The 12,950-nt window shown below is 43.7% G+C and carries 9 protein-coding genes; 7 read left to right on the top strand and 2 right to left on the bottom strand.

Translation table 11 applies throughout. The annotated features are described in order from the left end of the window. Window positions 1–92 precede the first annotated feature (92 nt). The 4 genes from IEZ33_RS01970 to IEZ33_RS01955 all read left to right on the top strand — a co-directional run bounded on the left by IEZ33_RS01970 (window position 93) and on the right by IEZ33_RS01955 (window position 4,527). A complete protein-coding gene (locus IEZ33_RS01970; RefSeq protein ID WP_191602063.1) occupies window positions 93–1,616 on the top strand; it encodes an amidase in 1,524 nt (507 codons plus the stop codon). A gap of 12 nt (window positions 1,617–1,628) precedes the next feature. Beyond that, window positions 1,629–2,918, top strand: a complete 1,290-nt coding sequence (locus tag IEZ33_RS01965) for a TRAP transporter large permease (protein WP_191602062.1) — start codon at window positions 1,629–1,631, stop codon at window positions 2,916–2,918. Between the two features lie 15 nt (window positions 2,919–2,933). Further along, window positions 2,934–3,920: a TRAP transporter substrate-binding protein gene (locus IEZ33_RS01960; protein WP_191602061.1), complete on the top strand. Its 987-nt coding sequence runs from the start codon at window positions 2,934–2,936 to the stop codon at window positions 3,918–3,920. A gap of 70 nt (window positions 3,921–3,990) precedes the next feature. Further along, window positions 3,991–4,527, top strand: a complete 537-nt coding sequence (locus IEZ33_RS01955) for a TRAP transporter small permease (RefSeq protein WP_191602060.1) — start codon at window positions 3,991–3,993, stop codon at window positions 4,525–4,527. Between the two features lie 324 nt (window positions 4,528–4,851). Here the strand turns inward: IEZ33_RS01955 and typA are convergent, their stop codons facing one another. Together typA and thiI are read right to left on the bottom strand one after the other, a co-directional pair. Next, window positions 4,852–6,672, bottom strand: coding sequence for a translational GTPase TypA (typA, locus tag IEZ33_RS01950; RefSeq protein WP_191602059.1), 1,821 nt, complete (start codon window positions 6,670–6,672; stop codon window positions 4,852–4,854). A gap of 275 nt (window positions 6,673–6,947) precedes the next feature. After that, window positions 6,948–8,399 (bottom strand): tRNA uracil 4-sulfurtransferase ThiI, encoded by a 1,452-nt coding sequence (thiI, locus tag IEZ33_RS01945; protein WP_191602058.1) that lies wholly within the window; start codon window positions 8,397–8,399, stop codon window positions 6,948–6,950. Window positions 8,400–8,737: 338 nt separating this feature from the next. On the opposite strand from thiI, the gene glnA reads away from it, so the two are divergent. The 3 genes from glnA (at window position 8,738) to ntrC (ending at window position 12,853) form a co-directional block, all read left to right on the top strand. Beyond that, entirely contained in the window at window positions 8,738–10,144 is a 1,407-nt protein-coding gene (gene glnA / locus IEZ33_RS01940) for a glutamate--ammonia ligase (RefSeq protein ID WP_191602057.1), read from the top strand. 188 nt (window positions 10,145–10,332) lie between these two features. Then, window positions 10,333–11,397: a nitrogen regulation protein NR(II) gene (gene glnL / locus IEZ33_RS01935; RefSeq protein ID WP_191602056.1), complete on the top strand. Its 1,065-nt coding sequence runs from the start codon at window positions 10,333–10,335 to the stop codon at window positions 11,395–11,397. A 16-nt stretch (window positions 11,398–11,413) separates the two neighbouring features. Continuing rightward, on the top strand, window positions 11,414–12,853 hold the full coding sequence (gene ntrC, locus IEZ33_RS01930; protein WP_191602055.1) for a nitrogen regulation protein NR(I): 1,440 nt from the start codon (window positions 11,414–11,416) through the stop codon (window positions 12,851–12,853). Window positions 12,854–12,950: the final 97 nt, after the last annotated feature.

Genomic DNA, 12,950 nt, shown 5'->3' with positions numbered 1-12,950 from the left:
CGCTTGGTCCTTGGAGGAACTATTTTGCACACTGCTCCTTTCCATTTGAGTACGCTCCCAACGACCCGCTTAAACAGTCATGGGGACACTCTATGAATAATGCTCTATTAACCTCCTTATCTGCTTGCGAAGTGCTCCGCGCATTTGCTGATAAAGTCTTGACTCCAACCGATTATCTAACGGCTTGCCTTGAACAAATCGAGAAAATAAATCCTAAAATCAACGCCCTCACCGATATGGCGGTTGAAGATGCGATTTTAGAAGCGGCTCAATCAAGTAAACGTTGGCAGCTAGGCACCCCAAAAGGCCCTCTCGATGGTTTACCAATTGGAGTAAAAGACTTACAAGACGCCAAAGGATTATTAACCACACATGGCAGCCCCCGCTTGCGCAGCAATGTATCATCGAACGATTTACCTATGGTGGCTAAGCTACGTAAAGCGGGTGCGATTATTGTGGCCAAAACCAATGTCCCAGAGTTGGGGGCAGGTGGCAACAGTCGAAATCCGGTTTGGGGGGCAACGGGCAACCCGTTTAACCCAAATCTGATCGCTGGCGGTTCCTCTGGCGGCTCAGCCGCCGCCTTAGCGGCTCACTTTTTTCCATTATGTACGGGCTCCGACACAGGCGGATCTCTGCGCTTACCGGCGGCGCTTTGTGGCATCGTTGGTTATCGGCCGTCGGTTGATGTGGTGGCACACCCGACACGCCCATTAGGCTGGTCAGGTATTTCTGTCCTTGGCCCGATGGCTCGAACAGTGGAAGACATCCTGTTAATGCTGCAAGTGAATCAGGGCTACGATGAAAATGATCCATTGTCGGCGCCTGCGGCTCCGGATCGTTTCTCCAACTTGCCGAAGATTGAGTTAAAAAACTTACGTATCGGATACAGTGAAGATTTTGGCGGCACCCCTGTGGCTCCTGAAATTCGCGAAACGTTTCATAAACGTCTAGAAGCCATTAAACCACGGGCGGCGATATGCCATGCGGTTGATTTAAACCTTGGTAATATGGATCGAGTATTTGATATCTTACGGGCAGAAAGTTTTCATGTGGCTTTTGCTCAAGGGATTATTGATACACCCGAATTTTTTGGTGACAACATCAAAACAAATGTGGCTTTAGCCGAGTCGTTTACCCTCGCCGATCGAGGTTGGGCTCATGTTGAACAAACCAAAATTCTGCGCAAGTACAACGCATTGATGCAAGATTTCGATATTATTTTATTGCCTACGGTCCCTGTGTCTCCCTTTACTTGGACTCAGTCTCACCCGACCCACATTGATCAACAACCAATGGACATTTATTACCGTTGGCTTGCACTAACCTACCGAGGCTCGTTACTCAATGGACCGTCCATCACGATCCCAACGGGTCTTGACTCATTAGGCATGCCGTTTGGCCTACAGATACTTGGCGCAGTTCGCTCAGATGAAAAGCTATTAGCGGCGGCCAGTTCAATTGAGGCATTCCTAGCAAAAACACCTGAGACAGCTCGACCTATCCCAGACTTTACCACCATGCAGGATTCAGATATAGATCTGAAATCCATTGTGACTCATCCACCTATTTTTAACAGTAGCGATTCATCAACTGCTGTAAAAACAGCAGTATAAAGGGCTCATGTTATGTGGATAATACCTATTGTTTTCATTGTACTGCTTATAAGTGGAACCGCTTTTGCCTACTTGATGGGAGCGGTCTCAGTCGTTACGTTTATTGCTGTCGATAAAGCACAGTTTCTCTCTATTTTACCACAGCGAATTTTTGCCCAGCTGGATGTATTTGCCTTTATGGCGATGCCATTGTTTATCCTAACCGCTGAAATCATGAGCCGTGCAGGCGTGACTCGCAGTTTGATCGACTTTGCCATGTCCACTGTAGGTCGATTTAAAGGTGGCCTAGGACACGTCAACATTTTAACGAGCGTTTTTTTTGCGGGTATATCTGGCTCAGCGATTGCCGATAGTGCCGCTCTTTCACGCACTTTTGTTCCTGAAATGAAAGAACGCGGCTACGACCCCTATTACGCAGGCGCCATCACGGCGGCGTCATCTATGATTGGGCCTATTATCCCACCGTCCATTATTATGATTATCTATGGTGGTCTAACGGGGGCATCCGTTGCGGCTCTGTTTGCGGCCGGTATTATTCCAGGCTTGTTGTTGGCCGTATCCTTAATTGTATTAAACTCCATTATCGCACACGTTAAGGGGCATCCAGGTGGGGCTGGCGATAACGCCGATATTCCAAAATTTTTTCCGAGTTTGTTGAATGCCTTACCAGCCCTCTGCTTACCTGTGGTAATTTTAGGCTCCTTAGTGTTCGGGTTAGCAACGCCGACAGAAGGCTCTGCGATTGCGGTACTCGTTGCACTCGGTGCAGGTCAATTTTACAACGGCCTCAGTTTTCGCATGATATACGATGCCATGGAAGCCACAGCTCGAATGACAGGAACCATATTTATCATACTTGCTGCCATCTCTGTATTAGGCTACTTAGCTGGACAAATGGGCTGGTCAAGCGCCTTAGCAGGTTGGGTCGAAAGTTTTGGTTTAACAGGAACCAAGTATCTATTTTTTCTGGTCGCTATTTTCTTAATTGCAGGGATGTTCATGGACACGCCTGTAGCACTGACCTTACTGATCCCTCTGTTTGCGCCACAAGCCCTTGAACAGGGTATTAGTCCAATTCACCTTGGCGTGGTGCTGTGTTTCAACCTATGTGTTGGCCTTATTACCCCGCCTTTAGGAAAGTGCCTAGTCGTGGTATCGGCGCTAACAAAACTCAATTACTGGCGACTTGCTTATGCCGTCTTACCTTTTATTCTTGTACAAATAACCCTACTAATGGCATTGGTCTACTGGCCGTCAATCAGTCTGTTCATTCCGAGTTTATTCGGGTTTTCAGTAAAATAAAAAAGAGAGAAACCTATGAAAACACTAAAATTAAAAGCATTAACACTGGCATCATTGCTGGTTATGACCTCAGCTGTCTCTGCAACAGAGGTAAAGATCGCATTGGATAGTAAACCCGATCTTGCAACTTCCGGTTCTTACAATTGGGCTTATGCATTTGGATCAGAGCTTAAGAAATCTGGCATGGATGTGCGTGAATTACCGCGAGGATCTGTCGGGAATGAAGCGGAGAAATTTGACCAGGTTTCCACAGGACTGCTTGAAGTATCGCTGTCTGACGTTCGTTCAATTGCTCAAGTAGATCCGTTTATTTATGGCGTTCGTCTACCTTATATATTCGACAGCATTGCCCACATGGATCGAACTCTTGAAGCAGGAAAAGTGTTTGACCGAGTCAACAAAAGCCTAGCGAAACAAGATGTTTTACTGTTGTCACTTGCGCCTCTTGGGCCATCCTCCGGAGTGATCACGACGAAGCAAGCCGTTCGCTCTCCTGAAGACATGTCCTCGTTACGCATGCGCGCTCTAGACGATGCGCAGATATCAATGTACAAAGCGTGGGGGTCAGCGGGCACTATCGTACCTTGGGGTGAAGTACCGGCAGGCTTACAAACTGGTGTCATCGATGGCTATCTAAACTCGCCTCTCATTCCAATCATGTTTGGTCAAACAGACTTTGTGAAGAACTTCTCGGATGCTCGTGTTATTTGGCCTTTACGTGCTGTGCTTGTCTCTAAAGACTGGTATGAGGATTTATCTCAAGACGAACGCACAGCCGTAGATAAGGCGGTTAAAACGGCCGATGCCGCCACTCGAGCTTGGCTTGACGGTATTTCTGTCTCTGGCTTGAAATCTCTAGAAGAAAATGGCGTAACGGTACAGCGCTTGACGGATGCCGAACGCGCTGTTTTCCGAAAAATGTCTAAGCCGGTTTACGACTCAGGTTTGATGCCTTCTGAAGACGTTAAGCTTTGGTCAGACCTGTCAGACAGCAATCGTTAATCAGGAAACCCATACGTCTTATGGATAGAGGCTCTTTGAGGCCTCTGTCCAGCGCACCACGAGGTTGTACATGCGACAATTGATTGTAAAAATAAGTAATAGTATTCATAAATATGCTCGACGCGCCGCCGTATTCACTGTTGGGGTTATGTTCTTCACCGTCATGGTCCAAATTATTGCTCGCTATGTCTTTTCCTCACCACCAATTTGGACTGAAGACGTTGCTCGCTATGCAATGGTTTGGACAGGGTTACTAGGTGCCACCTTATCGTTCAAAACCCAATCTGACGCCGTACTCATGGACTCTGTCTTTCCCAAGCGTCCTAGTATATTTGCCCTTATAACCAATGCCATTCAAAGTGCCGCCATCCTTACCTTTATCTTACCCGTGCTTTATTTTTGCTTTATTGGTTTAAAAGGCGGCTTTGCGAAAGGCTATTTAGCCAGACAAGCCGGTTTGACGGCTGACACTTTGGGAATTCCCATGGTGTGGATTTCCATTTCGGTCCCATTAGCCATGATTATTATCTTAGTGCACCTAGCCGCGAGGTGGGCTGAGCCGAACGAGGAGATAGCGAAAGAAGTCGATTCAGCTCAATTGGATTGAGGTATAAAGGTCGTTCTTAAGAACGTCTTCATACTCGATTTCTTTGCAATCAGTGAAACCTATTTGATCAGTGAAACCTATAGACATGCAAGGTAGCCATCATGCACATAATTAAGACGGAGGTATTTTGTACCCCAAGAGGCTTTTTTTGCTCCAAGAGAGTTTAGAGGTATTAGAGGGTTTTGTCGGCCTGAAGGCGCGATCTACTATGATGGGACGAGCAAAAAAAAATCCCCGCCATTGGCGAGGATTTTTAGGCAATTAACCGGCTTTTCATATTAGCTGGTCATGTCTAATGTAAACATGACCAGCTAATGTGAATGCTTACTTACGACCGTTACGTTTACGTTCGTTTTCCGTTAGTAATTTCTTACGTAGACGGATGCTTTCAGGTGTTACTTCTACTAATTCGTCGTCTTCGATAAACTCAAGCGCTTGCTCAAGTGTATGACGAATTGGTGGAGTCAGTGTCAAGGCTTCATCTGTACCGGATGCACGCACGTTTGTTAGCTGCTTACCTTTTACTGGGTTAACGGCTAAATCGTTATCACGTGAGTGAATACCGATGATTTGACCTTCGTACACTTCAACAGCATGACCTAAAAACATACGGCCACGGCTTTGTAAGTTGAACAAAGAGTAAGCCGCTGTTTTACCAGTAAGCATGCTGACTAGTACGCCATTTTTACGGCTTTGAACTTGACCTTCTTTAACAGGGCCATAATGATCAAAAACGCTGGTCAAAATACCAGAGCCAGACGTCAAGGTTAAGAACAAACCACGGAAGCCAATCAAACCACGAGAAGGCATCATAAACTCTAGACGAGTACGGCCTTTACCATCGGGTTCCATGTTAGTTAGTTCGCCTTTACGCAAGCCAAGTTCTTCCATGATAGAACCTTGATGCTGATCTTCTACATCGATAACCACTTGTTCAAACGGTTCACACAATTTGCCATCAATCTCTTTGGTAACAACTTCAGGACGAGAAACGCCCATTTCGAAGCCTTCACGACGCATTGTTTCGATCAATACAGAAAGGTGTAATTCACCACGACCAGACACGATAAATTTATCAGGTGTATCACCTTCTTTAACACGCAATGCCACGTTATGAATCAACTCTTGATCCAAACGGTCTTTAATATTACGAGTCGTTACGTATTTACCTTCTTTACCAGCAAAGGGTGAGTCGTTTACGATAAAGTTCATGCTTACTGTCGGCTCATCAACACTCAGTGCTGGCAACGACTCTACGCAAGTTGGATCACACAAGGTATCAGAGATACTCAATTTATCGATACCATTGATACAAACGATATCACCTGCGCCGGCAAGATCGGTATCGATACGCTCAAGACCTAAATAGCCTTTCACGTTAAGTACTTTGCCTTTACGCTCAGAACCATCTGCAGATTTAATCACAACTTGTTGGTTTGGCGATAAAGAACCACGAGTAATACGGCCTACACCGATTACCCCAACGTAGCTGTCGTAGTCCAATGCGGAAATCTGCATTTGGAAAGGACCATCTGGATCAACATCTGGAGCCGGAACACTATCAACGATCATTTGATACAATGGCGTCATGTCGTCGGCTAGGTTTTCTGCATCGTCACCGGCTTGACCGTTAATTGCAGACGCATAGATAACAGGGAAGTCGAGTTGCTCTTCCGTTGCACCAAGGCTATCAAACAGATCGAACACTTGATCCATAACCCAATCAGGACGAGCACCAGGGCGGTCAACTTTGTTGATAACAACAATTGGACGCAAGCCTTGCTCAAATGCTTTAGAGGTAACGAAACGTGTTTGTGGCATTGGGCCATCAACCGCGTCAACCAATAAACATACGCAATCAACCATAGACAAAACACGCTCTACTTCACCACCGAAGTCGGCGTGTCCTGGTGTGTCTACGATGTTAATACGGTAATCGTTCCAGCGAATGGCAGTGTTTTTCGCCAAAATGGTTATCCCACGCTCCTTCTCTTGATCGTTAGAGTCCATGATACGTTCAGAGTCAACGTCTTTACGATCCAATGTACCAGACTGACTTAGAAGCTTATCAACCAGGGTAGTTTTACCATGGTCAACGTGGGCAATAATAGCTACGTTACGTAACTTATTGATATTATTCGACATTGATTTTTTTCTGCCTTTAGAAAGTGCAACATTTCACAATAACAACACCGCGGCACAAGGGCATTTAGTGTTTAATTATTGTTCATTTGGGATAAAATTCGCGCAATTGTACCTTTATATTGATGAACTTCCCATGACAGATACACAAAAGAGAGAAAAAAATTTCTCTCTTTTTCTGAAAACACAGTTAAATCGTGTCTTTAACCTGTATAAAAGCATCAAATAGTACAGCCGAACAAATGGAATACATTCGTTTAATCTGTTCTGGAAATAGATTAGGGTAAATACACCCCGATATTCTGCTTACCCTGCCCTAATAAACTCGCCGCATGGATACGACTCATAACACCTTTACCACAATAAAGCAGGTAAGCATGCTCTTGGTCTAACGAAGACCAGCGACTATTCAGCGTAAAGAAAGGCATTTCAACCACTTGATGACCCGTCACTTTTAGTGGCTGCTTATCGACTTCATCAGGATGGCGAATATCAATGATGATTTCATCAGATACTGGCATTCTTACAATAGGAATATCGCCTTGATATTGTTTCTCTACATCATCTAAAACGTTTTGGATGGATTCGATTTTTGCATTTTCAACCGCCGCGTCTAAAACGGCGAAATCAAACTTGGTCTCCTGATGTTCTATTTTAAACAGTTTCGCTCGAGTCGTTGGCTTAACAGAAATAACGCCACAGTATTCTGGCATACTCGCAGCAAAAGGTGCCGTACCAATGCGTTTCGCTAAATCAATAATTTCTTGCTTGTTCTCAGTTATAAGAGGCCTTAAAACAAGTTCATTGGTTACTTGATCAATCACTTTTAAATTGATGAGTGTTTGGCTTGATACCTGAGCCACACTCTCACCAGTAACTAAAGCGTGAGCACCCACTTTCTGCATCACCTGTTCAGCGGCTCTTAGCATCATCCTTTTAAGAATAACGCCCATTTGAGAGTTATCAACCTTGGTTAAAATCTCTGAAACCACGTCTTCAAACGGAACCGTGACAAATTTTACATTTAATTCTGAGCCATACTTCTTCCAAATAAAATTAGACACTTGCTTAACGCCAATTTCATGAGCATCGCCGCCTAAATTAAAGAAACAAAAATGCGTTTTTAGCCCTCGACTCATGGTTAAATAAGAAGAGACTGTTGAATCAAACCCTCCTGAAATAAGCGACAGCACTGGATCTTGAGAACCCAGTGGATACCCGCCTAACCCGTCTGTTTTTTGCTCGATAATCCACACTTTGTCGTTACGAATTTCAATCGGTACAAGCACGTCAGGGTTCTTTAAACGAACAGAATCCGCTTCACACCATTCTTTTAAACAACCACCTATATGGTATTCCGCTTCAACCGAACTGAAACTATGACGACCAACTCGCCTCACTCGTACTGCAAAAACAGACTCTTTTAAGGCCTCTCCATACGATTTTTTCGCCTCTTTAGCCACACCATCTAAATCCGTTAGCGTGAATTCTCTGACAAATTGAAAATGCGCAATACCCGCAATGTTCTGTAAAAGCTCTACAAACTCTTCTCTCAACTCATCTCTATCAGATAGAATCTCAATAAAGTCCCAATTACCAGCCACAGTGACATCATCATCTACTTTACGTAGAACAAGACGAATGTTGTGTCTCAGTTGTTTTATAAAGGCTTTTCGGACCGGACGGCTTTTAACTGTAATCTCAGCAAAGAATTTAACGACAAATTTCATATTTACACAGGCTTCAAGGGGTTATTTTTAATGGCTCCTATTATAAAGAACTTTAATCGTGCATAGAAATTTATATTTGCACCAAAAAAACACAACAAAAAAATAACTGCACCAAAAATGAACACAAAAGGGGTTTTATGGGTATTTTTGCGAGTCATTTTTGTGCGAGAAAAACACCAGAAAAAATAACACATTGATAAATAAAGACTTTTAATTATCTACTTTTATTTTGGCACAAGTTATGCTTTCTTAGAGCCAACATGGTTTCACTTACGGAACCTTTTATAGACTGAACGAAATTATTATTTCGCCTAAAACTTTTAAATGGAGAACAACTTATGTCAATCAAGACCCTTGAGTTGATTGCTGAACATGACGCGAAGTGGGTAGACCTTCGCTTTACTGATTTTAAAGGTAAAGAGCAACACGTTACTATTCCTGCAAAAGCGGTTGATGAAGAATTCTTTGAAAACGGTCAAATGTTTGATGGTTCTTCTATTTCTGGTTGGAAAGGCATCAACGAGTCTGACATGATCATGCTACCTCAAGACGACACAGCGCTTCTTGATCCTTTCTCTGAAGATTCTACTGTTATTGTTCGTTGCAACATCATCGAGCCTTCTACCATGCAAGGCTATGACCGTGATCCACGCTCAGTAGCGCTTCGCGCAGAAGAGTTCCTAAAGTCTACCGGTCTAGGGGATACGGCTTTCTTTGGTCCTGAGCCTGAGTTCTTTATTTTTGATGATGTTCGCTGGAAAACAGACATGTCTGGCAGCACAGTCGAGATCAACTCTGAAGAAGCGGCTTGGTCTTCCAATAAAAAAATTGAAGGCGGCAACATGGGTCACCGTCCTTTCGTTAAAGGCGGCTACTTCCCTGTACCACCCGTCGATTCTCACCATGACCTTCGTGGCGCAATGTGTAATGCCATGGAAGCAATGGGCTTAGACATTGAAGTCCATCACCATGAAGTAGCGACCGCTGGTCAAAACGAAATCGGTGTTAAATTCAACACATTGGTTAAAAAAGCAGACGAAGTACAAGTACTTAAATACTGCGTTCATAACGTAGCTCATGCTTACGGTAAAACAGCGACATTTATGCCAAAACCAATCGTTGGCGACAATGGTTCTGGCATGCACGTTCACCAATCTTTCTGGAAAAACGGCGAAAACCAATTCGCTGGTGATCAGTATGCTGGTCTTTCTGAAATGGCGCTTTACTACATTGGCGGTATTATCAAGCACGCTAAAGCATTGAACGCATTCACGAACGCTTCAACAAACTCTTACAAGCGTCTTGTTCCAGGTTTCGAAGCACCTGTTATGCTAGCTTACTCAGCTCGTAACCGCTCTGCGTCTATCCGTATTCCTTATGTAGCCAGCCCTAAAGGCAAGCGTATTGAAGCTCGCTTCCCTGATCCAACCGCAAACCCTTACTTAGCGTTCTCTGCAATGCTTATGGCCGGTATCGATGGCATTAAGAACAAGATCCATCCTGGCGATGCCGCAGATAAAGATTTGTATGACCTTCCAGCAGAAGAAGCTTTAGCGATTCCTACTGTTGCTTCAAGTCTAGAAGAAGCGTTGAGCTGCCTAGATGAAGATCGTGCCTTCTTAACTCAAGGCGGTGTATTCACTGACGATATGATTGATGCTTACATTGATCTTAAATCGGCTGAAGCGCAACGTATTTCAATGACGACTCACCCACTTGAGTTTGAATTGTATTACAGCCTTTAATAGATAAGTCCAATCAAAAAGCCCTGATTCAAACCAGGGCTTTTTTTTGCACTGCAGAAACATGGCCGCACGATTATGGTGCGCATCACTTTCAATATTTCTTTTATACCCTTATATTTCGCCATGTTAATAAGATAAAAATTGGTTCGTATTTTGCAGATACTGGGTATTACTTAAGAGGCTACATTGTGCATAACGTATTAATTGACCATTTATCTACGGCCGTCGTCCAGCTGAATCTAGAACTGCGGATCGAATATTTAAACCCAGCAGCCGAGATGATGCTGGCGATCAGTCGACGACGCATTTATGGACATAAAATCAATCAGGCTTTTATTGAAGATGAAGACAATACGGATTCCTTAAAAAGTGCTATTGCATCCGGCTACCCATACACTAAGCGTGAGGCAGAGGTTACCCTACCAAATGGTAAAAAACTGTTAATTGATTACACAGTTACGCCCATTATGGGGGCCGTCAGTTCAACAGAAAGTTTATTAATAGAGTTATACCCTCGCGATCACATGAAGCGAATTTCTCAAGAAGACGAGTTAATCGTTAACCATCAAACCAGTAAAGAATTGGTTAGAGGGCTAGCACATGAAATCAAAAATCCGTTAGGGGGTATCCGTGGTGCCGCTCAATTGATTAGTCGCGCATTCAAAGACGAAGCCTTAAAAGATTACACTCAAGTGATTATTGAAGAATCCGATCGGTTGAGAGATTTAGTGGATCGCCTACTTGGGCCTCGTCAATTACCTCAAAACAAAGAATTAAATATCCACAAGGTCATCGAGAGGGTCAATCAATTAATCTCTGTTGAAGCCGCCGATCAATTAACCATTTTACGAGATTATGACCCCAGCATTCCAAACCTGATCGCAGATGAGTCACAACTTATTCAAGCTCTGTTAAATATTACACGCAATGCCATGCAGGCCTTATTAGAAGATGAAGAAACCCTTGAAAAAAACATCACGATTGTTACCCGTGCGCTAAGACAATTTACCATAGGCACAAAAAGACATCGCTTGGTGTGCTGCATCAGCATTATTGACAATGGCCCAGGTATTCCCGAACCCCTTTTGAAAACCCTGTTTTATCCAATGGTCAGTGGCCGTCCAGATGGAACAGGCCTAGGGCTTTCTATTGCTCAGTCGATTGTTCACCAACACAACGGCCTTATTGAATGCAATAGTGAGCAACATAAAACAGAATTTAATATTTATCTGCCTATAGAAACGACTATCTAAGGCTAAAGGAGATTTCATGAACACTTCAGAAACCGTTTGGATTGTAGACGACGACAAGTCAATCCGTTGGGTATTAGAAAAAACGCTTGAACAAGAAGGCATGCAGTGTCGACTTTTCGACAGTGCAGAAACGCTCATTAAGCTATTAGATCAAGAGCAACCGAATGCCATTATCAGTGATATTCGTATGCCTGGAATGGATGGGTTAAGCCTATTAAATAAACTGCAAACCGAGCACCCGTATTTACCCGTGATTATTATGACGGCGCATTCAGATTTAGAAAGCGCCGTAGCGTCTTATCAAGGCGGTGCATTTGAATACCTTCCTAAGCCTTTTGATGTGGATGACGCTGTCACTCTTGTGAAACGAGCCTTGTTGCACCACAAAGAGTCAATGCCAAAAATTGAAAACCAACATGAAATCGAACCAGAGATCGAAGATGTTGAAAGAGACATCATTGGTGAAGCCCCAGCGATGCAAGAAGTATTTCGCGCTATCGGACGCTTAGCCAACTCCAACATTACGGTTCTCATCAATGGCGAATCAGGTACGGGCAAAGAACTTGTTGCTCACGCTCTTCATAAGCATAGCCCTAGAGCGGCAAGCCCTTTTATTGCACTGAATATGGCCGCGATACCACGAGACTTAATTGAATCGGAATTGTTTGGCCATGAAAAAGGCGCCTTCACTGGGGCAAATACTCAACGACGTGGTCGTTTTGAACAAGCCAATGGAGGAACATTATTTCTTGATGAAATTGGTGATATGCCAGCGGAAACTCAGACTCGGTTGTTAAGGGTCTTAGCCGATGGTGAATTTTATCGAGTCGGTGGACATGTGCCAGTAAAAGTCGATGTGCGAATCATTGCTGCGACTCACCAAAATTTAGAAAGCTTAGTGACTAATGGATCTTTCCGAGAAGATTTGTTTCATCGACTTAATGTGATTCGAGTTCATTTACCTAAGTTGGCGGAAAGACGAGAAGACATTCCAAAGCTAGCACGTCATTTCTTAAAACGGGCGGCTGAAGAACTGGATGTTGAAAGCAAATTTTTAACGGCCGAAACCGAAGACTATTTACAACGCTTAGACTGGCCAGGCAATGTTAGACAACTAGAAAACACTTGTCGTTGGCTCATTGTTATGGCTTCTAGCAGAGAAGTATTAGTCGAAGATTTACCGCCTGAGCTGCTGACTAAAGTGCCAAGTGAACAATCATTTGATAGTTGGGAAGAAGCGTTAAAAACGTGGGTCGACCATGCATTGGGGCAAGGCCAAAAAGACATTCTCAGTGAAGCCGTTCCAAAGTTTGAAAGAATCATGATTGAAACCGCATTAACACATACGGCAGGACGCAGGCGAGACGCTTCTCTCTTGTTGGGCTGGGGACGTAATACCCTAACAAGAAAAATCAAAGAATTGGGGATAGATAATGTAGAGAATGATGAAGAATAAAGCATTCTCTCGTTAAATCGAATTATTGCATTTACTTGTTTTTAGAATAACAATATCCTAAGGTTGTTTTTACACCAACACTCTTGATAGGAAATTG

This window comes from Marinomonas algicola, from assembly GCF_014805825.1.
Taxonomy (GTDB): Bacteria; Pseudomonadota; Gammaproteobacteria; order Pseudomonadales; family Marinomonadaceae; genus Marinomonas; species Marinomonas algicola.
The sequence above is the reverse complement of the archived record's forward strand: the minus strand, read 5'-3'. Positions and strand labels throughout refer to the sequence as shown.

Bases quoted from the DNA above. Each gene is read 5' to 3' on its own strand.
- IEZ33_RS01960 (WP_191602061.1), top strand. From the start codon at position 2,934: ATGAAAACACTAAAATTAAAAGCATTAACACTGGCATCATTGCTGGTT.
- typA (WP_191602059.1), bottom strand. From the start codon at position 6,672: ATGTCGAATAATATCAATAAGTTACGTAACGTAGCTATTATTGCCCAC.
- thiI (WP_191602058.1), bottom strand. From the start codon at position 8,399: ATGAAATTTGTCGTTAAATTCTTTGCTGAGATTACAGTTAAAAGCCGT.
- IEZ33_RS01955 (WP_191602060.1), top strand. From the start codon at position 3,991: ATGCGACAATTGATTGTAAAAATAAGTAATAGTATTCATAAATATGCT.
- IEZ33_RS01970 (WP_191602063.1), top strand. From the start codon at position 93: ATGAATAATGCTCTATTAACCTCCTTATCTGCTTGCGAAGTGCTCCGC.
- glnA (WP_191602057.1), top strand. From the start codon at position 8,738: ATGTCAATCAAGACCCTTGAGTTGATTGCTGAACATGACGCGAAGTGG.
- IEZ33_RS01965 (WP_191602062.1), top strand. From the start codon at position 1,629: ATGTGGATAATACCTATTGTTTTCATTGTACTGCTTATAAGTGGAACC.
- ntrC (WP_191602055.1), top strand. From the start codon at position 11,414: ATGAACACTTCAGAAACCGTTTGGATTGTAGACGACGACAAGTCAATC.